The organism is Ochrobactrum sp. C6C9 (genome assembly GCF_022627935.1).
In the GTDB taxonomy this organism is placed as follows: Bacteria; Pseudomonadota; Alphaproteobacteria; order Rhizobiales; family Rhizobiaceae; genus Brucella; species Brucella teleogrylli.
This window is the reverse complement of record NZ_JABXGB010000025.1, coordinates 1-24,890: the sequence shown is the minus strand read 5'-3', so window position 1 is coordinate 24,890 and position 24,890 is coordinate 1. Positions and strand designations below refer to the sequence as shown.

Genomic DNA, 24,890 nt, shown 5'->3' with positions numbered 1-24,890 from the left:
GCCATGACGCGAAATATTGTCAGCTTCGTCGGGTGTGATCGCCCGACGAAAGTTCACCGGCTAACCCAGGCGATTGCCGCAAAGCTGGAAGCGGAAAACGATGTGTCAGTCACGCATCTGGACCTGTCCCATGCCGGGCCGAACCTGTTTACCGTCAATCGCAAGGCACTGGACCGGCAGTCCGAAAGCCTCATTTCGGAGATCGAGCATTGCGATGCTCTGATCGTCGGCTGCCCGGTCTATCAGGGAAGCTATCCCGGTCTTTTCAAACATGTGTTCGATCTCGTGCATCCATTTGCGCTGCGCGGTCGCCCGACCGTGCTGTGCGCGGTGGGCGGCGGGCATCGTCACGCATTGGTCGTCGAGCATCATCTGCGTCCGCTATTCGGCTTTTTCGAAGCCGGAACCGTCGCAACCGGTATTTATGCCTGTTCGGCGGAACTGGAACCGGACGGGCTGTTGCCTCCGGCCCTCGAAGAGCGGATCGACAGCGCCGTCGACCAGATAAGAAAGCAATTGGTCCAGTCACACCAAGCCAGCGGCATAAGGTGGAAAGATGTTGAATTACTCGAGCAGTTTTGAAAAGCGCACGGTCGAAATCCGAGGCAAAACCATCACTTATCTTTTGAAGGGTGAAGGCAAGGACATCGTTTTTCTGCACGGAACCGGGACATTTCCCGGCTTTAACAGCCTAACCGACATTGCTTCGCGAAACCGGCTCATCATTCCGTTTCATCCCAATTTCGGTGAAAGCGACGATGATGCCGATATCGTGCAGATCGGCGATTATGTGCTCCATTACATGGATTTCTTCGATGCGTTGGGGCTGGATCAGTTCGGCCTTGGCGGCTTTTCGCTGGGGGGCTGGATCGCAGCCGAATACGCGATCAGGCAGCCGGACAGGCTCACCGCGCTGTTTCTCGCGGCACCTGCCGGACTCGATCTTCCGGCAATCCCTCTTCCTGATCTGTTTCAAGTCGCGCCAGCCGATATCCCTGCCCATCTCACGCATGATCCGGCAGTCGCGCTCCGCTATTTTCCATCTGCGCCCGATAGCCGGTTCGATGCAGCGCTCGGCCGCGAAATGGGCGCGCTGGCGCGGGTCCACGCGACCGATGGGCGCGGCAATAAAAAACTTGGCCAGTGGCTGCACCGGCTGAATATGCCGACCCTGATCCTCTGGGGCGAGGAAGACCGGGTTATCCCCGCGCAATATGCCGAAGAATGGAAGCACGGGATCAGTGGCGCACGTCTGGAGACGCTCGACGCGACCGGCCATCTGCTGTTTGAAGAGACGCCAGCGGCGGCGACACTTGTGCGCGATTTCCTGTCGACGGTCTGAGGTCCGTCTTCAAGCATTGGGCACCGCACGCTCCCGCCTGGGAGCATCAAGAAGTTGCAGGTAAAAATAAGGGGAACCAGACCATGCAATGGGAAAGCCTATCGGACTTCGATCAATCCAGAATAAAGCGCTGGCAATGGGGCATGCTGGCGCTGGCGCTGTTATGCGAGATGTTTCTCGCCGCCGACTGGTACGCCTTTGCGGCGGTGATACCGTTCATTTCGGAAACACTTCAGCTCGATTCCGCGCAGGCCGGTCTGGCGCAGGGGATATTCGCGCTGACCTATGGTCTCGGCATGATTGTCTGGTCGCAATTGAGCCGTCGCATGAATGCGCGGTCGCTGTTGCTGATCGGCCTGTTCTGCACCGCCATCGGCATGGTGGCGCAAGTCTATGTCCAGACCTACGCCCAGCTGATTGCCCTCCGCCTGTTCATCGGTTTCTTTGATGCAGCAATCTTCCTCGGTAATATGAAACTCATCATCGGCTGGTTCCCGCAGAAGCGGCGCGGCAGCATGATCGGCTTGATCCTCGCGGCCTATAGTCTTGCGATCACGCTGGACTTCGCGATTGGCATTCCGCTTTCCATCACCTATGGCTGGCGCACCTTCTTCGCCATTCTTGCCATCGGAACGCTGGTGACGGCGGCTGCCGTGCTGCTCTTCACCCGCAACAATCCGGCTCATATCGGCTATAAGGGTTTCAGCTGGGAACCGGAAAAGCAGCAGACCTCGACGGCGTCACTGGCCAGCATCTTCCGCTCGAAATGGATTATCGTCGGCAGCCTGGGCATTTCGGCCTGCACGATGGCCATTGCCGGAACCGCCACCTGGGTCATTCCCGGATATATTGCTGTGCATCAGATGCCCGTGGAAGATGCGGCACTGATCGGCACCTTGATGGGACTGTCGCAGGTGGTGTTTCTCGTCATCGGCGGTTACGCCGCCGACCGCCTGAACAAAACAGGGATGATCAAGTTCGGAACCGTGCTCGCCGTCCTCGTCGCGGTAATGTTCACCGGCGGCATGGCGATACCGCTTGGCTTCGGCTGGCTCATCCTGATGGCGCTTTTTAGCGGCGTGGCCCTTTTCGGCGGCGGTGCGATCTTTGCATTCCTCAGCGAAAAATATCCTGAAGAGCTGGCGACGGCAGCGGTTGGCTATGCCGAGATTTTCGCCATTCTTGCGACCTTCATATCGCCCTGGGTCATGGGCGTGGTCATCAAGGTTTCTGGTGGGTCTTTTGTCAGCGCTTTCCTGACCTTCGCGATCATGGAAGCGATCATTCTGGCCATCATTCTGGTTGTCACCCGCGAGAGCTTCAGCCTGAATAATGACAAGGTTGCGGTCGCCGCCAGCGGTAACGGCAGTTCTTGATCTGACCGGCCCTAAGGAGTGCCGGTGTCCCAAGGTAAGCAGACAAGGCAGCCGTCCTCGCCGCGATGGCGGCAACCCGTGTCACCGAACTTTCCGGTCAACTGGTGGACGAACTCTCCGGCGGCCAACGTCAACGCGTATGGGTTGCAATGGTCCTGGCGCAGGAAACGCCGATCCTTCTGCTCGACGAGCCGACCACCTTCCTCGACATCGCCCACCAGATCGAACTGCTTGATCTTCTGGCTGACCTTAATGAGAGGGGGCGAACAATCATCGCAGTGCTGCATGATCTCAATCATGCTTGCCGCTATGCCACGCACCTGATCGCCATAAAAGACGGCGCCGTCCTAGCAGAGGGCGCCCCGGCAGACATCGTCGATGCCGAACTGGTCGAACGCGTTTTCGGACTGCGGGCCATGGTCATCCCCGATCCAGTCGCTGGTACTCCGCTCATCGTGCCGAGAGGGAACATGAAGACAAGCGCATCACGATCTCCGGTCACACCAAAACCGGCTTTTTAATCAGCTTCCACAGGAAAAATTCGTCGGACCATTCCGTTGTTCGCAACATTTACTGAAAGACACCAAACGAAAGGGATCCAGTTTGGCTGGCCTGTTAAAACGCTTCACATCCTATTATAGGCCACACCGTGGGCTGTTCGTGCTGGACTTTTCCAGCGCCGTCGTCGCCGGACTACTGGAACTGGCCTTTCCGGTCGCGGTGACGCTGTTCATCGACCGCCTGCTTCCCACCAACCAACTGGGCATGATCGCACTGGCGTCTCTCGGCTTGTTCCTGATCTATCTGGTCAATGCCGGTCTTCAGGTCATCGTCACCTATTGGGGCCATATGCTTGGTCTCAAGATCGAGACCGAAATGCGAAGGAAAGCCTTCGACCATCTGCAGAAGCTTTCCTTCGGCTTCTTCGACAACCAGAAAACCGGCCACCTTGTCGCAAGACTGACCAAGGATCTCGAGGAGATTGGCGAGGTCGCCCATCACGGGCCGGAAGATCTGTTCATCGCGCTCATGACGCTGATCGGAGCTTTTATTTTGATGATGTCGGTGCATGTGCCGCTAGCGCTGATCACCGCAACCATCGTGCCCGTGACTGCGATCTTTTCCACTCGTTACAGCAAGCGTATGACCAAGACCTGGCGCGCGCTTTACGGACGTGTGGCAGAGTTCAATGCCCGCATTGAGGAAAACGTCGGCGGTATTAGGGTGGTGCAGGCCTTCACGAACGAGGATCATGAACGGAAACTGTTTGCTGAGAACAACCAAAACTATCTGATGACCAAGCTGGAAACCTACAAGGCTCTGGCGGCGTCTGTGTCACTGTCCTACCTGTCAACACGCTTCGTGCAGGTCGTTGTGATGCTGACAGGCGCATGGTTCGTGATGCGCGGCGAACTGTCGGCGGGCAGCTTCGTCGGCTTCCTGCTTCTGGTGGGTGTATTTTTCCGACCGATCGACAAGATCAATGCGATCATTGAAACATACCCGAAGGGCATTGCGGGCTTTCAGCGATATACGCAGTTCCTGGATACGATACCGGATATCGCAGACCGGCCACAGGCGCGCTCCATCCAGAGGCTGACTGGTGACATTGACTATCAAAATGTTCGCTTCGGCTACAATTCGGACACACCTTTATTCGATGGTTTAAACCTTTCCATCCGCGCCGGAGAAACTGTCGCTTTCGTCGGCTCGTCGGGCACGGGCAAGACAACGATATGCTCGCTTTTGCCTCGCTTCTATGAGGTGACGGGTGGCGCGATCAGCATCGATGGCACAGATATTCGCGACGTGAGCTTGAGGTCCCTGCGCTCTAACATTGGCATAGTGCAACAGGATGTCTTCCTGTTCGCCGGCACGATCCGTGAGAACATCGCCTATGGACGCCTCGACGCCACCGAAGCCGACATCCTGGGCGCGGCTAGCCGTGCAAGGCTCGACACGATGATCGCCTCACTTCCGAATGGTCTGGACACAGTCATTGGCGAGCGTGGCGTGAAACTATCGGGCGGACAGAAGCAGCGTCTCGCCATCGCACGCATTTTCCTGAAAAACCCGCCGATCCTGATCCTTGATGAAGCGACCTCCGCGCTCGACACCGAGACGGAGCGGGCCATCCAGCAATCGCTTGCCGAACTGTCGCAGGGCCGCACGACGCTTGTGATAGCGCACAGGCTTGCAACCATCGTTAATGCTGACCGCATCATAGTGATCGAAGACGGACGAATTGCCGAACAGGGCAGCCATGCCGAACTCATCGACCGCAAGAACGGTCGATACCGAAAGCTTCGATCAGATCAAGTTAGCGATTACAGCGCTATAAGCGGTGGCTAGAACTCATTCTCTGTACCGCTTGCACAGTGAGTAGCTAAGCGAACTGGTGTATTTAGACGGTCAATACGAATATTTTAAAGATTCTGGACACGGGCAGCGTTTTGAGGGGTTTCTTCTGATCCAAGGTTACGGACATCTTGGGGCAACGGCACTCCCCGTGTTCAGATTGGAATTCAGAATTCCGCTTGCCTGAAACAACTTTTCACTGCTCGAAGAAGGGCAAGATTGATGCAGTCCATCAGGTATGGACGATGCCGCTTGGCACCCGACGGTTTGCCGCGCGCAAAAGTTATTAGCAGAGTCCAATGGAAGCCCATTGCGCACTCAACGAAATCAGATGCTGGATCACATCCTTTCGCAAAGAGACAACAATTCATAGTCCTGTAGTGCTCAAAACCACCGTATTGAATCCGGACCATAGCGAGCGGCAAGGCCCGCTATGTTTGGTCGCCCAGTATATCGAACTACACTCATCCGCGCCGTGTGCCGGAAGATACGATGTCGAGATATACAGCCAAAACAAGAATGCTGCCCTTGATGATCTGCTGCCAGAATGTATCGACGCCGAGCATGGACATACCGTTGTCAAGGCTCGACATGATGAGCGCGCCCACCAATGCACCGAGCACAGAACCGACGCCGCCGCGCATGGAAGTGCCCCCGATGAAACAGGAGGCAATGGCATCCAGCTCTCCCCCCATACCTGCTGATGGCGTACCTGCCGCGAGGCGGGAGGTTGTTGTCAGACCAGCGACCGCCGCCATCAGTCCCATCAAGGCGAAGACTGCCATCTTGACGAAGTTTACATTCACGCCTGAAAAGCGGGTTGCTTCGGTATTGGAGCCAACCGCATAGATGTGACGACCGAACACCGTCTGTTTTGCGATAACAGTGAAAACGCCAAGGATCACCAGCAGGATCAGCACCGGGACCGGTACGCCCTGATAGCTGTTGAGGATCAGGATGAAGCCCAATATCAGGATACCGATACCGAGAAGCCTCGCGACTTCCATAGCGGGCGAAAGTGTCTGGAGGTTATGCTTGCTCTTGCTGGCCCGCGTACGTAGCGTCATGAGGATAAGAACGCCGAACAGCGCAATTGCGCTGAGATTGCCAAGCCAACCCGGCAGGTAACCCTGCCCGATATATTTGAATTCTGGCGAGATCGGCGCGATTGTGACGCCGCCCATGATACCCAGCACTATACCGCGAAAGACGAGCTGTCCGCCAAGTGTAACAATGAAGGAGGGTATGCCAAGATAGGCGGTCAGCCAGCCGTTGAAAGCGCCAAGTGCCACACCCAGAACCAGAACGGTGCTGATCGTCGCCCATAGCGGCCATCCGTAAACGACATCGAGAACGGCGGCGATGCCGCCTAGAAGCCCCAGAAGCGCCCCGACCGAAAGATCAATTTCACCGGCGACGATGACGAAAACCATCGCGGACGCCAGCATTCCCGTGATTGCCATTTGGCGCAGGAGATTAGAAAAATTGCGCGCTGTCAGAAACTGCGAACGCCCCATCTCCGGATCATAGGTGAGTACTGCAAACAAGGCCCAGATGAGCGCGACCACGATCAGGAGAGCTACGATCTTATATTCCGCGATAAACTTTCGGAGGCCTTTGCCCGTCAATGTCATATCATGCACCGGTCAAATTTGAGTATTCCAGAAAGGAGTTGAACAACTGGCGCCCGAAGAATGCGGGATAACCAATCGTTATTCGAGGGTCAGGCGACATTGCTCATGGGGTTGCCTATTGCGGCTGCAAGCACCTGCTCCTGCGTGAGATTTTCATTGGCGAAGTCGCCGCGCAACCTGCCCTCGCCGATCACCAGTACGCGATCGCTAATGCCGAGAACCTCCGGCATTTCCGAAGAGACCATCAGCACCGCAACCCCCTGTTTCGCGAGCGCGAAGATCAGTTTGTAGATTTCATATTTCGCGCCAACATCGACGCCCCGCGTCGGCTCATCCAGAATGAGCACCTTGGGGTCCGGCAGCATCATCTTCGACAGCACCGCCTTTTGCTGGTTACCACCGGACAGGGACGCGATTTCCAACATTGGATCGGCAGTCTTCACCTTGAGACGCAAAATCTCACGCTGGATCGTCGCTAGTTCCGCTTCCTTGTCGAGCAATCCGCGCAGGGAAAAACGATCCAGCACCGAGACAGTCATATTATAGCCCACCGGCATGATGGGCAGAATGCCGTCCTTCTTGCGGTCTTCCGGCACCATGCAGATGCCCTGTCGAACGGCATCGCGCGGCGTGCTGATCTTCAGTTCCCTGCCTTCCAGAAAGACCTGCCCCTCATGCGCTCCGGGCCAGACACCGAAGAGGCTTGACACCAGTTCGGTCCGCCCCGCGCCCACGAGCCCGGCAATACCGAGGATTTCCCCGCGCCTAAGCGCAAACGAAACATTGTCGACCACCTTGCGATCGGGATTAGTCACCTCCCAGCAATTTATGTTGCGGGCCTCGAAAATGACTTCGCCAATATCGTGAGGCTCGCGCGGGAACAGGTTTTTCATCTCGCGTCCCACCATCATGGTGATGATGGCTGGCGTCGTGAGTTCCGCCATGGGTTTGGTGGCGATATGCGTGCCGTCGCGGATGACCGTCACCGTGTCGGAAATTTCAGCCACTTCATCCAGCTTGTGGGAAATGTAGACACAGGCCATTCCCTGCGCCTTGAAGTCCTTGACGAGATCGAGAAGAACGCGTGTTTCGGCTGCCGTCAGCGCCGATGTCGGTTCATCCAGAATGAGAAGCTTCGCATTCTTGTTGATCGCCTTTGCGATCTCGATCAGCTGCTGCTTGCCACCTGAATAATGATAGACTGGAAGTGCTACATTGATGTCGTGGATCTTGAGGCGCGCCAGAAGTTCCGTCGCACGCGCATTCATCTGGTCATAATCGATGAAGCCCCCGCTCGTCGGCTCCGATCCCAGAAAGATGTTCTCCGCAACCGTCAGATGCGGCACCATCATCAGTTCCTGATGGATGATAACGATGCCAGCCGCTTCTGTATCGCGAATACCTGTGGCCTTCAGCTCCTGACCTTCCCACAAAATCTCGCCGGTCCAGGCGCCATAGGGATAGACGCCAGAAAGCACTTTCATCAGCGTGGATTTACCCGCGCCATTCTCGCCGCAAAGGCCGACGCACTCGCCCGGACGCACCTTCAGGTAAATACCGTCTAGCGCTTTCACGCCGTTAAAGTCCTTACCGATATTGCGCATCTCTAGAAGATATTCGGACATCGCATACGACCTTGCAGTGTTGCAGCAGAATAAGCCATCCGAAGACCGCCGACACCATCTCCCACGGCGGAATTACTCCAGACAACGCTGTCACAGACAGCATCGATACATTGGCGGGGAAGCTGAACATTGTTTCACAACTTCTGATCGCACTATTCTGTTGTGCTGATCGCCGGAGTAGGCTCCGGCGATCAGCACAAAGACTTATTTCCCGGATATCTGCTCCTTGGTGTAGAAGCCATCCTGGACGTAAATGTCGATATTGTCTTTGGTCACGGCAGTTGGCGTCAGCAGAAGCGTATCGACCTGCTTGCCGCCATTATCGAGTTTGGAATTGAACTCAGGCTTTTCGCCCTTGACCATCTGGACGGTCAGCTTGGCTGCTTCGGAAGCAATGAGTTTCAGCGGTTTGTAGACCGTTACGGTCTGCGTACCGTCGATCAGGCGCTTGACGGCGGCAAGGTCGCTATCCTGTCCCGAAACAGCAGTCTTCCCGGCCAGTCCCTGCGCGGCAAGTGCCTGGATGGCGCCACCTGCGGTGCCGTCGTTTGAAGCTACAACCGCATCGATCTTGTTCTGCGCGGCCGTCAGAGCGTTTTCCATGATGGAGAGTGCTTCCGTCGGGCTCCATTCCTTCACCCACTGCGAACCAATCACCTTCACCTTGCCGGAATCGATGGCTTCCTTGAGAGCCTTTTCCTGACCGGCGCGGAGGAGCTTGGCGTTGTTATCCGTCGGCGAGCCGCCGAGGAGATAATAATTGCCTTCGGGCTTCGCCTTCAGGACGGCTTCCGCCTGCATGAAGCCGACGCGCTCATTGTCAAACGAGATATAGGCATCAATATCGGCATTGAGGATCAGGCGATCATAGGAAAGAACCTTGATACCGGACGCCTTGGCGTCGGCGACGACCGCATCGAAAACCTTCGAATTCATCGGCACGATGACGATGGCGTCAACGCCCTGCGCAATCAGGTTTTCAACCTGCTTGACCTGCTTTTCTTCGTTACCGTCAGCAGATTGCACATTGACCTTGGCGCCCAGCTTTTCTGCCGCCTCAATGAAATAGTCGCGGTCACGCGCCCAGCGCTCGACGCGAAGATCGTCAATGGAAAAGCCGATGACCGGATTTTCCGGCGAAGCATAAACCGGCGTGGATGTCATCGCGCCTATGCCCAAAGCTGCGGCAACCAGCGCGCCGGTCAGAAAATTACGACGTCTCATGCAAACCTCCTCCTAACAACGCCGGCTTACGACCGGCTGATACCAAACCGCGCCCCCGAACACATTGCCCCCCGGAGTTCGGCACAACAAAACAGCCCCCTTTTGAGCTGTTTATTCTTTGAATGGCTGATCCTCCCAAAGGCATTTTGCGCCCAGATCACCCCATCGGACAGCATGCAAAAGACATACCCCCCTATCCTCAAGAACAATTGATACGTGAAGAAAAACGAATAGCAAGCATTTTTTGATTTACGTACCTCATTTTGATCCTGATTGTCCGGAGCCAGACAAGGCGTCTATAAGATTGGCTGAATTCGCTTCAGGCAAGCTTAAGATGGTGAGTAATGAAACCAGCAATCGAGCAACTCTTCCCCGGCTTCGAAATGCAATATGTTGAAACGGACGGGGTCTGTTTTGCTGTCACGACAGGCGGACAAGGTATGCCGATCCTGCTGCTGCACGGTTATCCGGAAACCATGGCCGCATGGCACCGGATCGCACCGGTATTGGCGCAATCCTACACTGTCGTCGTCCCGGATTTGCAGGGCTATGGGCGCAGTCGCATCACTTCCAATCCAACTGGTGGAGGATCCAAGCGACGCATGGCCGCAAGTCTGGTCGAGTTGATGCAGACGCTCGGCCAGGACCGGTTTGTTGTGGTCGGGCATGATCGCGGCGGTCGGGTCGCCTATCGTATGGCACTGGACCATCCGGGCAAGGTGCTTGGGCTCGTATCTGTCACGGTCGTACCGACACCCGAAATGTGGGAAGGTGCGAGCAAAGCATTCGGTATGGGTGCCTGGCATTGGTTCATGTTGGCCCAGCCCGAGCCACTGCCTGAAATGCTATTGTGTGGCAATCCGCGCTTTATGATCGATACCACCCTACAGAAAATGGCGCACGGTCTCGACAAGCTGCATCCACTTGCACTTGAAGATTATCGAAAAGCCTTTGACAACGCTGACGTCCGGCATTGGATATGCGAGGACTACCGTGCCGGCGCTGGCGTGGATGAAACCGACGATCTTGCGGATCGGGTAGCAGGTCGGCGTATTCACGTGCCGGCGCTGGTCTTCTGGGAAGAGGGCCGACGCTATGGCGGCGGGCGTGAACCGCTCGATATCTGGGCGGATTGGGCCAGCGATGTTGACGGCGAAGCTCTGGCGGGCGGTCATTTGCTGCCCGAGACCGCATCGGCTCCCATATTGGCACGATTAGCTCCATTTCTGCTTAAAATCGATGCCGGTGCATCGATTATCGCGAAGGAAGTTAGTCGTTAATATTATTGAAAATCCCCCCACGTGACTTTATGCGAAGCAATCTTCCATATTTTTCATGGTAGAGACGTAATGAAATTTTGTTTGTCGGGCTTAGCGGGAAATCTATTGTGCCGGGCTAACATTCGCATTGGAGGAGAGCCAGAATGGGTTTCACCCTGACACGCCGTCAGACATTGATGGGACTTGGTGCATTGGGCGTCAGCACGGCTTTCGGGTCGTCTGCCCGCGCCGCGGCACGTAATCTGGCGGTGCTCCATCTCGCGAGCCACGCGCCGAGCTATATCGCGTATGAGCGAGGCTATTTTAAAGATGCCGGTCTCGATATCGAATTGAAGTTCTTCGAAGCCGCGCAGCCGATGGCCGTCGCCATCGCATCTGGCGATGCCGATTTCGGTGTGACCGCGATGAGTGGCGGACTGATCAGTCTCGCCGACAAAGGCGCGATCAAGGTGATCGGCGGCGCGCTTGCAGAAGAAAAAGGCATCACCGGAAACGTCATTCTGGCCTCCAACAAGGCCTACGAAGGCGGACTGACTGAACCGTCCAAGCTGGCAGGACACAGTTTCGGGATCACCACGGCGGGATCGTCATTCCATTTCATGGCACACAAGATCGCCAAGGCCAACAATATTCCGCTTTCTGAAATCCAGCTCCGCCCCTTGCAGAAGCTCGGCGCTGTTGTTGGTGCTCTGTCGACCGGGCAGATCGATTCCTGGGCAATCCAGCCCAATATCGCCAAAAAGCTCATCCGCGAAGGCGCGGCAAAGCAGATCGGCCTCGTCTCCGATTATGCACCGGATTATCAGGTCACAACGGCATTCACATCCACAAAGAATGCGAGTGACGAGCGCGCCATGACGGAAGCCTTCGTCAAAGCCTATTCCAAGGCAATCGATGATTATAATGCCGCCTTCGTAGACAATACGGCAGACGATGCAGCACGCGACGATATTGCGAAGATCGTGCACAAATATGTCGAAAGCGACAGTCCGTTCGAGACCGCAAAACAGAACCTGATCGATGGCGCGATGCGCATCAACAAGGGTTTGGCCCTGTCGCTCAACAGCTGCGTGGAGCAGTTGGACTGGTTCCGATCTGAAGGCATGGTGAAGGAAGCGGTCACGCAGGAAAAGCTGTTCGACACATCCTACGTCAAGACGATCTGAGATCGGGCGAGACCGAACATTCAGTGCCCGGCGGTTGGTCGGGCACCAAGCCCGAAGACAGGCATCTCAAACCGGGATGCTATTATCGGAGGGCGGACTTTCCGACTGGAGTTGAAATGGATTTGCAGCTTAAGAACATCAGCCATTCTTATGGTCCGGTCGAAGTTCTAAAAGATGTCTCGCTCACCATCCCGCAGGGACAGATCGTCTGCCTGATCGGCCCGTCAGGTTGCGGAAAGTCCACTCTTCTGCGTTTTCTGGGCGGTCTTGAACGACCATCTTCGGGTGAGGTGCTGCAGATCGGTTCGCCGCCGAAGGATTCACTCAATCCGCTCACCTATGTTTTCCAGCATTTTGCGCTTCTGCCATGGCGCACCGTGGAAGGAAACATCAAACTCGTGCTGGAGGACCATGGACTTGGCCGAGCAGAGATGGACCGGATCATAACCAATGTACTGGAACGCACCCGGCTTTCAGATTTCTGGCAGGCTTTGCCGAAGCAATTGTCGGGTGGTATGCGTCAGCGCGTGGCAATTGCACGCGCCTTATCGGTGCGCCCCGCCGTCATGTTGATGGATGAACCTTTGTCCGCGCTCGACAGCCAGACACGGGAACTGTTGATGGACGACTTGGTTGCGCTTTGGACACGCCAGCCTTTCACCTCCGTTTATGTCACGCACAATCTTAACGAGGCGGTGCGGCTCGGCCATCGGGTCGTGGTACTTTCACGAAGGCCAGGACGGATAAGAGAGATTGTCGATATCGATATCCCCCTTTCGGAGCGCCATCTCGGTGATCCCGTCCTTGAGGAAAAGCAGAAACAGCTCTGGGAGTTGATGCGGGCTGAAGCGCAGGCAGCGGATCAGGAGTTGATCAATGGTTGAAGTCGCAAAGATAAAGCAGCCCGACCAAAGTGTACGCCCGGTTCCCTTCCGGGGTGGCGGCTTCGCACCCCAGCCGGTGCGCCATATGGCATTGATCCTCTTCATAACGCTGCTCGCACTGGCAGAAATCGGAACTCGCAGCGGCTTCATATCCAATCTGACACTGCCGCGCCCATCTGCTGTGCTGGAAACCTTCTTCCAGCTCTGGCAGACCGGCCTTCTATGGCAGCATCTGCTGCCATCGCTGCGGCGGCTTGTCATCGGTGCGAGCCTTGGCATCGCAATCGGTGTCAGTCTGGGCGTAATGATCGGCTTATTCAGCTATATACGCGCAGGCCTCGTGCCGCTCGTCGCCGCTCTTTTTCCGATCCCGAAGATCGCGCTTTTGCCGCTCTTCGTAATCTGGTTCGGCATCGACGAAATGTCGAAATATATGCTCATCGCATTTGGCACCTTTACGCCAACCGTGGTTGCCACGTACGGCGCAGTCGATAATGTGGATCGTTCGCTTGTGCGTATGGGGCAAAGCTTCGGACTTGGATGGTGGTCTATCGTGCGCAAGATCATCCTGCCCGCTGCCTTTCCGGCAATCCTGTCCGGATTGCGAGTATCGATCTCCATCGCCATCATTCTGCTGGTCGCAGCCGAAATGCTCGGTGCCCAGTTCGGCGTCGGTTCATATATCCTTGAAGCCGGATCGCTCTATGATCTTGAAAAGCTGTTTGCCGGCGTCACAATCCTTTCTGTGATGGGACTGATCGTCAACTTCATCATCGGACAGATCGAGAAGCGCTTCCTGACTTGGCGGGGTTGATTCAAGCAATATTTGCCGCCAGTTTGGCGTGCCGCAAGCAACGCTGACATATATTCCATCCTGAACGGCATTAATAATGCCACGCCATCAATTTTTTGAAGGCAAACCAAGGATTTGACGAACACCATCCTTCGAAAAAGGTTGTGCCAATTGAGCAAGGAATCCCTTTGCGACCTGTCCTTTGATGCCGATGTCTGCGGATGAGGGGCGATCAGGATTGTGATAGGTCCTGAAAATCTGGTCGAACAAGACAATGTTCTCGCCGTAATTGGTGTTTCCTTCGCGAATGTCCTTTGAGTGATGCCAGCGATGGAGGCGAGGCGTACTAAAGACATAGTCAAATATCCCCGTCCTCATGTCGACATTGCAATGGGTGAGAATGCCTGCAAAGGCGGTGACGGCACCTAACCACCAAAATATCTTTAGTGGTGCGCCCAAGAAATAAAGCGGAGCTTGACTTAGCCCGACCTTGAACAGGGAATCGATGACATGAAACCGCCCGGTGTTGACGACCCAAAGCCGGGTGACGGAGTGGTGCAGGGCGTGGAAGCGCCAAAAGAGCAGCCGTTCGTGCGCGATCCGATGCGACCAATACAGGCCGAGCTCTGCAATTATGACTGCTAGTGCCACCTGTAGAAAAAAAGGCAATGTGGTCGGCCAAAAGCTGAACTGAAGCGTAGCCAGCGGCTGCAGGAAGCTGGCAGCTATCATAGGGAACAGCGCCGCAGCAAGTGCGGCGAGTTGAACAAGTCCCTTAGTCAACAACGTATGAGCGATATCGTTGAATGTCTCACCATCCGCCTCAAGCCAGCTACCTTCATGCGGAATAATGCGTTCCATAATAAACAGCATAGCGACAGCGACAGCGTACACTACGGTGAACAATGCCATAGGGTGTTCGCTGTCGAAGGCGAACCTCGCGCCAATCAGCCCGGAGAAGAAAACCAATGGCCATCCGCAGTATCGCAAAGTCCATCTGAATAGCTGGAAATTCAACATCGCTTTGAAGCTCCTGTCCCGGCGAAGTTTTAATCGTTCCGGGCGGCCTGTGCGTGATTGGCTGACCCCATAAACTTTATCAAACAACTTAAAGCCAGAGGCCTTTATCGTCAAACCACACCATCACATGACGGAACCAAACACCCAACTCCGTTACAAAAACAGCCTTACACCTGATAGTCCGGTCTATCGCCATTTGCACAGCGCTAAGGCGTTAGGCGACGCAATGGACGCCGTTGTCGCCGGTCAGGCGACCTTTGGGATCGCAGCCGACCAGACTGTGATGATACGGCTGGCCCGTGCCGACATCAAGCCGCTCGCTGTCGTCAGCGAGTCAGGGACCCATCTGGAACTCATCAGCCGTCCTGACATTGGCGACCCCAGCCAAATTAAGAAGCTCGGCGTGATCAAGGGAACGGTGAGCGAATATGCTGCCGTCATGTTACTTAAGAAGTATCAACTCGATCCCTCCGCTGTAACACTTGTGCCCGCCGGCGCTCCCGATCTTCCGGCCCTGCTCCAGCGCGGGGATGTGGACGCATTCTTCGGCTGGCCGCCCTTCAACGAGCAGGGAAGGCAGCAAGGCGGCAAGACACTTCTGACAAGTGGCGACGTAGGATACGTCTATACTATGTGGCTTAGTGCTCAGGGCGAGTGGCTAAAGACGCATCAAGAAGAAGCCAAGAAGTTCCTGGCTGTCGTGGCCGAAGTCAATCGCGATATCACCGCTGATCGGAACGCCGCTGCCATCGACTTCCAGAAAGCGACCAGAATGCGCGCTACTGACACGGTGCCTCTGATTGAACGCCTGTCCTTCCAGACGCGAGACTTCTCCGAAGCCGACCTCGTCAGCTTCGCTGGCATCGCCGATTTCCTTTATGAGCAGAAGCGCACACCGCAACGCGTCAACATCGAAAACTACGTTCAAAAGGGATTTTTTAAGGAATGACCGCGATGTCGAGAGGAAATTCCGTCACTATCGAGGGCGTTGGCATTCAAATCGGTGATAACATTGTTACCAGCGGTGTCGACCTCGTGATCAAGCCTGGCGAATTCGTCTGTCTGCTTGGCCCCTCCGGCTGCGGCAAGTCGACCTTGCTGAACGCTATCGCCGGCTTTGCTCCTGTCACCGGTCGGCTGCTCGTCGATAGTCAACCTGTACACGGCCCCGGCATTGATCGGGGTGTCGTCTTTCAGAGTTCGGAAGCGCTCTTTCCCTGGCTCACGGTCCAGGAAAACGTCGAATATGGCGCGCGCCTGCGCGGCGTATCAAAGACCGAACGAGCCGCCAAGGCCGAAGCTTATATCCGCATGGTCGGGCTCTCGCATGCTGCACAAAAATTCCCAAGTGAACTTTCGGGGGGAATGCGACAACGCGCCCAGATTGCGCGCGTACTTGCAAACGAACCGTCGGTGATCCTGATGGATGAACCATTTGGCGCCCTCGACGCCCAAACACGCGAGGTGCTGCAACGGGAAGTGGATAAAATCTGGCGTGAGACAGGCGCGACAATCATCTTTGTCACGCATGACATTGGCGAGGCCATTCTTCTCGCCGACCGGGTAGTGACAATGACGGCAGGACCAGCGGCTAAGGTGAAAACGATCTTGAATATCGATCTCCCGCATCCTCGCGACCTGTCGCATCCCCGCGCGGCTGAACTTATCGAGAGCTTGAGACAGGACATTGCAGCGGAGGTCAACCGTACATTGATCGCGCAAGGATTTTTGACGGAAGCGGCGGCATGAGCTTGAACGAAGTCTCACGTTCTGTGGCCGACAGGGCCCCCAAGGTCCTCGGGGCGCAATCGGCGCGCGCCCGCCTTTCACATGGAGTAATCGTTGCTCTTTCGATCCTCGGCGGCCTGCTTGTGTGGCAAATCCTCAGTCTCAGGATGTCGCCTCTCTTTTTTCCTCACCGGCCCTCACAACAATCGCCTTCTGGGAGCTGGTTGAAGATGGAACGTTGTGGACCTCTATCACCGCCTCCAGCTTCCGGATTTTCTGCGGCTGGGCGGCAGGCGTTGCGGTAGGCATCCCCCTCGGTATGACTATGGGCTATTTTCGCCTTGTTCGGCAAATATTCGATCCCTACATCGAATTTTTCCGCTTCATTCCACCGATTGCATTCGTCACTCTAAGCGTGATCTGGCTCGGACCGGGCGAAGCTTCAAAGATTGCGCTGATCTTCTACACGACCGTCTTCACCGTGACACTCAATGCGCTCGCGGGCTCTATGGCGGTTTCCGATCTGCGCATCAAGGCGGCTGCCAGCCTCGGCGCGACCAGGGTTCAGACGCTCCTGACCGTCGTCGTTCCCTCCACGGTGCCCTTTATGATCACCGGTGCGCGGATCGCGATGGGCAACTCGTTCCTCACCATCGTCTCTGCGGAAATCGTCGCGGCCCAGGAAGGGCTCGGCGCCCTAATCTGGAACGCACGAAACTATGGACGGACGGACTGGGTTTTTGTGGGCATCATCGTCCTTGGCTGCCTCAGGTTTCTCTTCGATCGTATCTTGCGTGCGGTGGCGACAAAAACGCTGAAGCGATATGGGGTCAACATGTAAGCGAGTGGTCCTCCGGGAACAATTGGATGACCGACCTGAAAGGGGCGTGGAAACCGCGCCCCTTTTCCTTCGCATATGCCTCAAATATTGGGATCGCGGCGAAAAGCGCGAACACAACGGAAGACCCGCCCCAGCTGTCTGCTGTGCGGGTCCATTCGTTGGGAATGGGCCGAAGCGAGCCCAGCGCCGTTTCTCAAGGTGCGTAGGCGCTCTCGAAAGTCTTGATCGCGCCTTCAAGCGCCTCACCATTTTCGTCGAGCATCGCAGCCTGCCTAATGCGGCTAAGCCAAATGGCACCGTCGGGCTTCTGCACAAGCTGCGGAACCAAGGCCATAATCCGGTCCAATTTGGAGTTCCCGCGCGCATGCGTGTCGGAATAGCCCTTTACCAGACGGCGGCATGTCACAGCCTCACAGGCAAGTTGATAGTTGATCGACAGAAGCGGCAGAGCGACACCCAACCAGGTATCAATGTGCGCCATTTCCCGCTTATATCGCAGGCTGCCGCGACGAAAGCGCTTCGTCGCGGCCACCGCGTAAAGCGTCAGGAACCACCAGACGGTGCCGGTCTGCACGCGACGGCCTTTGTTGAATATGCGGTCCAGCGCCTGATAAAGCCGTGGTCGGCGTTCAATCATCCCGCCGAGCCAGGCTGGCAGGGTGCCCGCGACTTCCTCCATGCGCGGATGCATGTATTCCGTCATATAAAGGATTTGGTCATCCTTGGCACCGATCTCCTTGCGCACACGCTCGAAACGACTGCTGCGTGTCTTAAGATCGGCAACGCGCACGACGTCATCATAGGTCATCGCGACCGCGAGATATTTTGCCACTTCACAGGTGAAGCCAAAATTCTGTACTGATCCGCTATTGGCGATATCCTCGCCAAGAATCTGTTCCATCCGATCAAGATATTGCATCGCGTAGGCAGGATCCTGATAGTCTACCAGCCGACATACGCCCGCAAACAGTATCCCCTGCGCATGCTCTGGGAATCTACAGCGAATGCGCGCCACGATAGCGTCTAGCTCGGTGTTTGCGGTTGTTACCGGTAGCGGCAAGAAATTCTTTTCGGGCGAACGGGTAATCGGATCACGACGATCTTCGCGCGCGCGATTGTAGGCGGCTGAAAACGCCTTAAGGCTCGACTCAACCCCTTTGCCACCAGCGCGGACTGTATCTTCGAAAGCCGAGCGCGGAAACGGTAGAACCTCGGCCGCTGCGAGCGCTCCGAGCATAGCCGAGGAAACGACGCTGCCGCTCTTTTCGGCAAGTGTTTGCATATCGAACGCAATGATTTTCTTGGCCGCGATACCGGCTGCTTCGACGACGGCGACCGGATCGCCAGTTCCATCGCCAGGAGTTTGCTTCTCGACAACCGCGTAAGAGCGATGGCTCGAAGCTATCAGCGTCGTGCGATCCGGCGTGACAATGCCACGGAGCATGGCACGCCCGGCCTCCATGAACTCGGACGCCAGCACTACGTCGACGTCACCGGGGGTCGGCATCAGCGAGAAGATTGGCCGCTTTCCCTCAAAATCAGGAAGCATTTCGATGTAGTAGATCGTCGCACCAGTGCGCTGTGCTACGCCTGGCACCGAAGTGGATTGCGCCGCCCAGCCTTGGGTCTCTGCCATGTTGACGATCCAGTCGGCGAGTACGCCCCCGCCTTGACCGCCCATGGCAAGGATCGCGATCGAGATCGGTCGCTTGAATGGAACTCCAGTAAGTTTCGGAGAGGTTACGTCAATCATGATGATCTCACGCAAAGGTTACACGCCGACGGTCGGCGCGACGTTGAAAGAAGCCGATCACTGCATTCCGAATCTTAGCCATAAACCGGTCGCGACGGGTCGGGTTGTGAATGACATCGGCGCGGTAGAAGGAGGGGCAAAGCACAGCGGCTTCGGAAACCTCGCCGCAATTGCCACAGCCGACGCAGCTGTTGTCGATCGCTGCCACCGGATCGTCCTTCAATGGATCGTCAGTGTGCTTGACGGAGAGCGAGGGACAGCCGGAAAGGCGGATACAGGCGTGATCGCCGGTGCACACATCTTCGTCGACGCCGAAGCGCTCCTTGACCATGCGCTTGCCGTCTTTCACCGCCTTATTGAACTGCGGCTTCACGCGGCGCTGCTTGTTCAGCATGCATTCGGAAGAAGCGATAATAACTTTCGGACCCTTTTCGTCAGTCGTCAGAGCTTCCTTCAACGTGTCGCGCATCTTGGCAACATCGTAAGTGCGATCAATCTGGCGCACCCATTTCACGCCCACACCCTTCACGGCATCGGTGATGGCGTTGTTGGTAGAGCGATCGGGATTTTGAGCGCGCGACGACAGGATGTCCTGGCCGCCGGTGGCCGCTGAATAGTGGTTGTCGACTATTAGGATGACGCCATCATGCTTATTGAAGACGGCGTTGCCGATACTGGTCGAGAGACCGTTGTGCCAGAAGCCGCCGTCACCCATAACAGCGATCGAACACTTGTCCGCCTCAACATTGAAGGCGGAAGCACCCGCGCCGGATAGGCCGTAACCCATCGTATTGCCGCCTATATTGAACGGAGGCAGGACGGAGAAGATATGGCACCCTATGTCGCCTGACACATGATGCTGGCCGAGCTCTCGCTCAGTCAGCTTCATGGCGGCAAAGATTGGGCGTTCGGGGCAACCGGTGCAGAAACCAGCCGGGCGAGGCGGAACGATCTCTTGGAGAGCCTTTACCTTCTCGTTTTCGAGTATCAGAGTTGCGTCCGGCGCTTCAGAACGGTTACCCAAAAGCTTATGCGCGTGGGTATTGAGGAATCTGCGCAGCCCTTTTTCAATCACTGACGCAGTGTAGTCGCCGCCGAGTGGCAGTATATCCTTACCGTGGACCTTGGTGTTGATGTCCTTGCGATGGAGCGCGGTGATGAGCGCCTGCTCGATGAAAGCGGGATGGCCTTCTTCGATCATGATGACTGCCTTCTTATCGACGCAGAATTCGGCCACTTCGTCATCGATCATCGGATAGGTGACATTCATAACGTAGAGCGGAATGAGCGATCCGCCATAAACGTCTGCGAGCACAAGGAATTGCAGCGCGCGCATGACACTGTTGTACATGCCTCCCTGCAGGATGATGCCGACGTCACCGTCGGCAGGTCCCAGGAACTCGTTGAGCTTGCGCGTTCGGATGAAGTCCACTGCGTTCGGCCAACGCTGCTCGAGCTTCTCCTTGTCATGGTAGATAGAGACGGGTGGCAGAACCACACGGCTGACAATGCAGTCATGCCTTCACCGGGCCTTGACAAGATTCGCTGGCACAAACCTCTGCTTTCTGGCAACACGATGAGAATACGCGCTACCGTTATAGATAAGACATTGTCGCGTTCCAAACCCGACCGGGGAATTGTGACCGTTTTGCATGAGACCCTGGTTGTGGGAACAGACGCCCCATTGTTGACGGTGGAAGCAATGCATCGGTTGCGGACGAAAGACGGCTTCGCTACGAACAGACATAGAAAGTAGGAAGTGAGGCAAGGCACCATGGTTGAGAAAGACTCCAAGATTTCCGCCCGGCCAGTATCGCGCACGCTGGAACTGGAAGAGTTCCTTCCCTCACTTTTTAATCTGATAACGGCGGGTCTCAACCAACAGTTTTTGGAGCGACTGCGCCCCTTCGGCGTAACCGTTCAGCGCTGGCGAGTGTTGATGGTCATCATGAACAAAGGCGCTCGCAATATGGGCGAACTTGTGCAGCTGACCTTGATTCCACAATCGGCCCTCAGCCGGCTGATTGATCAGATGGAGAGGGATGGACTCGTTGTCCGTCGCATTTCTGATCACGACAGCCGCGTGGTCCAGGTCGAACTGACCCAAGGTGGACGACATATCTACCACCAGCTCGCTCCGGCAGCGGCTAGCCATGCGAAGGCCATCACTGCGGATTTTGACGAAGCAGAAACGGCGCAACTCTTCAGTTTGTTGCGCCGTGTCCTGAGTAATCTCGACATCCGCACCTTTGCCGATCAAGAACCGTCTACCGAAAGTTCCCCACAAGAGGGACCTGGAAACGCCTCGCCTGTGCCCCGCACAGCCGCAACCCGTAGAATGCGGACCAGAGCATCAACAAAAGTATGAACCGGGTTCCATGATCGTCGGTTTTTGCTGAGACTAAACTGGTGGGAAAGACATGGCGCGGCCATAACGGACGGTGCGGCCAGAACCGCACCGTACATCGGCGTCAGGCCGCAACATGCAGCGGTCTGTAATTGCCCCGCCAATAGGCTAAAGTCCCGCCCTCATCTTTGGTGCCCACAGCTTTGACCGAGCCGATAATGATCGAATGTGAACCGCGATCGATCATTTCATCGAGCTTACAGTCGAACACCACGACCGCATCCTTGAGCAGCGACGCGCCGGTGGCCATAGTCATCCACTCCGCGCCCTCGTAGCGATCAGCGCCCTTGACGCCGCCGAAGCCCGAAAAACGTTCCGCCAATGCCTGATGTTCCGGTCCGAGCGCGCTCACGCCGAAATGACCGAAGCGCTCGATGATCGGCCATGTCGAGGACGATCGGTTGATACAGGCAATGACTTTCGGCGGTTGTGCCGACAAGGACACCATCGAGATGACGACAAGGCCCGACCGGTCTGTCCCCACACCAGCGGTGATAAGGCTGACATTGCCAACGACCAGCCGCATGGCAGCGCGAAACGCAGCCACACTCTGTTCGCCGGACATGTCGTGGAAGGTAAGTCCATCCGACATGATATGTCTCCCCATCGCGTTACGCAGCCGCTTCGACCGAACGGTGCGCCGGGCGAATACCGCGCGCCTCGAGCATCGGCAGGACGTTGTCGCGGAAATAAGGAAACTCTTCAGCGTAATCGAAGAAGGAAAGCGTGGTTCCGCGAAAACCCGCCTGATGCAGCGCGGTGATGCCGTCCGCAACCTGCTCCGGCGTACCGACGAGAGGAAACCCTCCGTGACCGGCCGCCATGCGGTCGCGAATGAGTGCGAGCAGATCATGCGGGAAGGACTGCGCATGGCTAAACAACAGTCGCACGAGGTTGTCCACAGCCGCCCAGTCAATGTTGTTCTTACCGGTGTATTCCAAAAACTCCCTAGCTTCTTTTTCAGTCGGGCGACAGACGACATGGGAGAAGGTCAACACATTAACGTCACGGCCAGCATCACTGCCTTGCTGCTTCAGTGCGGCAATCTCTTCCGCGGAACGGGACAGGTCTATAGCTGGAGTGAACAGGAAATCGGCATTGCGGACCGCAAAGGCTCGCCCTTCTCCGGAACCCGCGGCATTCAGAATCGGCAGTTGCCGCGATGGACGAGGGTCGCCCAGAATATTCTTCAATTTGAAATGGGTGCCATCCCAGTCGAAAGCTTCGGTGCGGGTCCAGAGCGCCTTGACGATATCATACCATTCCTGCGCATACCCATACCGGGTCGCGTGGTCGTCGGGCAGTGTCAGTCCCAGCGCCTCATATTCGGGCTTGTTCCATCCCGCGACGATGTTGAGACCGACACGACCATTGCCAATTTGGTCGATCGTGGCGAGTTGCTTCGCCACCACCATCGGGTGGTTGGCGGTGGTGTGGACCGTCGCAAAAATCGTGATGTTGCGCGTCATGGCAAGCAATCCCGCTGCCCAGGTCATGGTTTCAAGAACGCCGCCATGAAAATTCGTTTCACCGCCGTAACCAACCCAGCGGGCGATCGGCAGCATAAAGTCGATACCGGCGTCATCGAGCATCCGCGCCAATCGCAGATTGTTGTCCCAGGAATTATTCCAACGCTCCGGTAGTTTCGAAACCGTCAACCCGCTGGAACAGTTGGTGGCAAAAGTCCCAAGTAGGAACGTATCCGAATTAAACATGCGGTTTTGGGAATTTGTCATCGTTCTCCTCCTTACGATGAATTTTATAATAGAAAATCTATTTGATATTTTATGTAGACGCAAGAGGAACGCTGCTGCATCCTCCTGGAAGGGAGATTCACATGGCGCGCAGAAGCAAGAACAAGAGCATGGACAAATTCGACCGCACCTGGCACTTGGCCCATACCCCACTGGAAATCGACGTCGTAGAATTTGAATACGCCTTGATGCGCACATTCGAGGCTTTTGGCCGTTGGCAGACCGAATGCCTTTCCTCGGTTATAGATTTTGCAGCGAGCGGGCCGGAGAATGCTCTACTCCACACGATCAGAATGAACGACCGGCCCAAGAGCATACATGATCTTGCATATATGACCAATCGCGAGGATATCCCGAACATCCAATATAGTCTGCGCAAGCTGATCAAGAGCGGACTGGTCGAGCGCAATGGAAGTGGTCGCGCGGGCGTGACCTATGAAGCTACCGCGCTGGGAAAGGACGTTACCGACAGATATGCCGAAGTGCGGTCGGCCCTGCTGATAGATGCGGTGCAGCACGTACCGGAACTGGGTCAGCGCCTGGAAGGCGCGGCGCGCACGCTGGAACTGATGACGGGTATTTTTGCGCAAGCAGCACGGAACGCTGCGACCCATCGGCGACGCCCCGGCAGTTTCGCCGTCCCTACTCAGCCCAAAGCTGCAGCGACACAGTCCAACGAATGACCAGCAGCACAATGGGTTTAGAAAGCGCCGCCGTTCGGTCAAATCTTCTTGGTCTTTGAGTCAGGTCCGGGAATTTCGGGAATCATCTGACGAAGAAGGTTCCGCAAGATCGCACGAACTGCGATAGTGGCCGCAGATTGTTCACGATCTCGGGGAGCGATGAGACGAACTTCACGTACAACAGCCGGATCCGTCAAAGGGCGAGCTACAATGCCACGACCGCGCAAAGCAGTAAAAGCGTAGGCGGGCAGAACGGCGATACCGGCATTGACCTCGACCAGCGAGAGAACCGTATGAATCTGGTTGACTTCTATATGGGGCCGCAGTGCCAGTTTCGCCTGTTCAAAGCCAAGTTCGGTCAAAAGTCGAATATTGCTCTTCTGGGTGAGCGTGATGATTGGCTGATTGTCGAGTTCGGACCAGCCGACCTGCTTATATCCAGCAAAATCATGCTCTGGAGATACAAAAACCATCAACTGATCCCGAAGCGCAGTCTGGCTCTCGACATCCGAGTCTTCACCAGAAAATGTGCCTATGCCAAGATCGCAACGCCCATTGCGCACCTGTTTTATGACGGTTTCTGGCCCCACATCGTCAATCTTGATAACGAGATTGGGATATTCATCAGCCACCCGGCGAACGAGACGTGGAAGCACTGTTGTGCACAGCAAAGGTGGAGCTGCGATACTGACCTGGCCCCGCCGTAACTTTCCCAAATCGCGCACTGTTTCGGCGGCGCGATCAATTTCTGCGAGACCGGCGAGCGCGCCTTCGGCAAAGGCACGGCCCGCATCCGTCAGACTGACGCGCCGTGTCGTCCTGTCGAAAAGCCGCGCATCCAGCACGGCCTCTAGATCCCGGATTGTATGTGAAAGATTAGCCTGGGTCGTTCTGACACGCTCGGCTGCGCGAGAAAAGTTGCCTAGTTCGACCACGGCCTGGAAACATTCAATTTGGCGGAGAGTGGGGCGCATTGGTTCACTTATGAGTTTTTTATTATGAATATATTCTACTTACAATAC

21 protein-coding genes and 2 pseudogenes are annotated in these 24,890 nt (G+C 56.0%); 14 read left to right on the top strand and 9 right to left on the bottom strand.

Annotated features, from left to right (window positions below):
* The first annotated feature begins 3 nt into the window (after window positions 1-3).
* From HWD97_RS18440 to HWD97_RS18420, 5 genes and pseudogenes are all read left to right on the top strand, one after another.
* Window positions 4-582, top strand: coding sequence for an NAD(P)H-dependent oxidoreductase (locus HWD97_RS18440; protein ID WP_121538994.1), 579 nt, complete (start codon window positions 4-6; stop codon window positions 580-582).
* Window positions 557-1,342, top strand: coding sequence for an alpha/beta fold hydrolase (locus HWD97_RS18435; protein ID WP_371835407.1), 786 nt, complete (start codon window positions 557-559; stop codon window positions 1,340-1,342). Before HWD97_RS18440 ends, HWD97_RS18435 begins: the two co-directional genes overlap by 26 nt.
* Before the next feature lie 83 nt (window positions 1,343-1,425).
* Window positions 1,426-2,718, top strand: coding sequence for a nitrate/nitrite transporter (locus HWD97_RS18430; RefSeq protein WP_371835406.1), 1,293 nt, complete (start codon window positions 1,426-1,428; stop codon window positions 2,716-2,718).
* Window positions 2,719-2,759: 41 nt separating this feature from the next.
* A pseudogene (locus HWD97_RS18425) lies at window positions 2,760-3,239 on the top strand (ABC transporter ATP-binding protein); the annotation flags it as partial.
* Between the two features lie 82 nt (window positions 3,240-3,321).
* On the top strand, window positions 3,322-5,070 hold the full coding sequence (locus HWD97_RS18420; protein WP_371835405.1) for an ABC transporter ATP-binding protein: 1,749 nt from the start codon (window positions 3,322-3,324) through the stop codon (window positions 5,068-5,070).
* A 470-nt stretch (window positions 5,071-5,540) separates the two neighbouring features.
* Here HWD97_RS18420 and HWD97_RS18415 read toward each other — a convergent pair whose 3' ends face one another.
* From HWD97_RS18415 to xylF, 3 genes are all read right to left on the bottom strand, one after another.
* Entirely contained in the window at window positions 5,541-6,710 is a 1,170-nt protein-coding gene (locus HWD97_RS18415) for a sugar ABC transporter permease (protein WP_371835404.1), read from the bottom strand.
* A gap of 89 nt (window positions 6,711-6,799) precedes the next feature.
* The gene (locus tag HWD97_RS18410) at window positions 6,800-8,335 is read right to left on the bottom strand and encodes a xylose ABC transporter ATP-binding protein (protein WP_371835403.1); all 1,536 of its coding nucleotides are present in this window, start codon (window positions 8,333-8,335) and stop codon (window positions 6,800-6,802) included.
* A 204-nt stretch (window positions 8,336-8,539) separates the two neighbouring features.
* Window positions 8,540-9,559, bottom strand: a complete 1,020-nt coding sequence (gene xylF / locus HWD97_RS18405) for a D-xylose ABC transporter substrate-binding protein (protein ID WP_371835402.1) — start codon at window positions 9,557-9,559, stop codon at window positions 8,540-8,542.
* A 344-nt stretch (window positions 9,560-9,903) separates the two neighbouring features.
* On the opposite strand from xylF, the gene HWD97_RS18400 reads away from it, so the two are divergent.
* The 4 genes from HWD97_RS18400 (at window position 9,904) to HWD97_RS18385 (ending at window position 13,703) form a co-directional block, all read left to right on the top strand.
* Complete coding sequence (locus HWD97_RS18400; RefSeq protein ID WP_371835401.1) at window positions 9,904-10,839, top strand: alpha/beta fold hydrolase; 936 nt, start codon at window positions 9,904-9,906, stop codon at window positions 10,837-10,839.
* A gap of 143 nt (window positions 10,840-10,982) precedes the next feature.
* Complete coding sequence (locus tag HWD97_RS18395) at window positions 10,983-12,005, top strand: ABC transporter substrate-binding protein (RefSeq protein WP_371835400.1); 1,023 nt, start codon at window positions 10,983-10,985, stop codon at window positions 12,003-12,005.
* Between the two features lie 116 nt (window positions 12,006-12,121).
* Window positions 12,122-12,889, top strand: a complete 768-nt coding sequence (locus tag HWD97_RS18390; protein WP_371835399.1) for an ABC transporter ATP-binding protein — start codon at window positions 12,122-12,124, stop codon at window positions 12,887-12,889.
* The gene (locus HWD97_RS18385) at window positions 12,882-13,703 is read left to right on the top strand and encodes an ABC transporter permease (protein WP_371835398.1); all 822 of its coding nucleotides are present in this window, start codon (window positions 12,882-12,884) and stop codon (window positions 13,701-13,703) included. The genes HWD97_RS18390 and HWD97_RS18385 overlap by 8 nt, the downstream gene beginning before the upstream one ends.
* 87 nt (window positions 13,704-13,790) lie before the next feature.
* Here HWD97_RS18385 and HWD97_RS18380 read toward each other — a convergent pair whose 3' ends face one another.
* Window positions 13,791-14,702 (bottom strand): sterol desaturase family protein, encoded by a 912-nt coding sequence (locus HWD97_RS18380; protein WP_371835397.1) that lies wholly within the window; start codon window positions 14,700-14,702, stop codon window positions 13,791-13,793.
* A gap of 226 nt (window positions 14,703-14,928) precedes the next feature.
* Here HWD97_RS18380 and HWD97_RS18375 point away from each other — a divergent pair, with 226 nt between their 5' ends.
* The 3 genes from HWD97_RS18375 (at window position 14,929) to HWD97_RS18365 (ending at window position 17,271) form a co-directional block, all read left to right on the top strand.
* On the top strand, window positions 14,929-15,651 hold the full coding sequence (locus tag HWD97_RS18375) for an ABC transporter substrate-binding protein (RefSeq protein WP_371835396.1): 723 nt from the start codon (window positions 14,929-14,931) through the stop codon (window positions 15,649-15,651).
* Window positions 15,648-16,451, top strand: a complete 804-nt coding sequence (locus HWD97_RS18370; RefSeq protein ID WP_371835395.1) for an ABC transporter ATP-binding protein — start codon at window positions 15,648-15,650, stop codon at window positions 16,449-16,451. The genes HWD97_RS18375 and HWD97_RS18370 overlap by 4 nt, the downstream gene beginning before the upstream one ends.
* Window positions 16,452-16,575: 124 nt before the next feature.
* A complete protein-coding gene (locus HWD97_RS18365) occupies window positions 16,576-17,271 on the top strand; it encodes an ABC transporter permease (RefSeq protein ID WP_371835394.1) in 696 nt (231 codons plus the stop codon).
* Window positions 17,272-17,464: 193 nt separating this feature from the next.
* Here HWD97_RS18365 and HWD97_RS18360 read toward each other — a convergent pair whose 3' ends face one another.
* Together HWD97_RS18360 and HWD97_RS18355 are read right to left on the bottom strand one after the other, a co-directional pair.
* Complete coding sequence (locus HWD97_RS18360; protein ID WP_371835393.1) at window positions 17,465-19,024, bottom strand: indolepyruvate oxidoreductase subunit beta family protein; 1,560 nt, start codon at window positions 19,022-19,024, stop codon at window positions 17,465-17,467.
* 7 nt (window positions 19,025-19,031) lie between these two features.
* A pseudogene (locus HWD97_RS18355) lies at window positions 19,032-20,531 on the bottom strand (thiamine pyrophosphate-dependent enzyme); the annotation flags it as partial.
* 267 nt (window positions 20,532-20,798) lie between these two features.
* Here HWD97_RS18355 and HWD97_RS18350 point away from each other — a divergent pair.
* Complete coding sequence (locus tag HWD97_RS18350) at window positions 20,799-21,392, top strand: MarR family winged helix-turn-helix transcriptional regulator (RefSeq protein ID WP_124916042.1); 594 nt, start codon at window positions 20,799-20,801, stop codon at window positions 21,390-21,392.
* 103 nt (window positions 21,393-21,495) lie between these two features.
* On the opposite strand, the gene HWD97_RS18345 is transcribed toward HWD97_RS18350, so the two are convergent.
* On the bottom strand, window positions 21,496-22,023 hold the full coding sequence (locus HWD97_RS18345) for a flavin reductase family protein (RefSeq protein WP_371835392.1): 528 nt from the start codon (window positions 22,021-22,023) through the stop codon (window positions 21,496-21,498).
* A 19-nt stretch (window positions 22,024-22,042) separates the two neighbouring features.
* Entirely contained in the window at window positions 22,043-23,167 is a 1,125-nt protein-coding gene (locus tag HWD97_RS18340; RefSeq protein ID WP_371835391.1) for an LLM class flavin-dependent oxidoreductase, read from the bottom strand.
* Window positions 23,168-23,268: 101 nt separating this feature from the next.
* Here HWD97_RS18340 and HWD97_RS18335 point away from each other — a divergent pair, with 101 nt between their 5' ends.
* Window positions 23,269-23,868, top strand: a complete 600-nt coding sequence (locus HWD97_RS18335) for a winged helix DNA-binding protein (RefSeq protein ID WP_121539616.1) — start codon at window positions 23,269-23,271, stop codon at window positions 23,866-23,868.
* Between the two features lie 38 nt (window positions 23,869-23,906).
* Here the strand turns inward: HWD97_RS18335 and HWD97_RS18330 are convergent, their stop codons facing one another.
* Window positions 23,907-24,842 (bottom strand): LysR family transcriptional regulator, encoded by a 936-nt coding sequence (locus HWD97_RS18330; protein ID WP_121539615.1) that lies wholly within the window; start codon window positions 24,840-24,842, stop codon window positions 23,907-23,909.
* Between the last annotated feature and the right edge of the window lie 48 nt (window positions 24,843-24,890).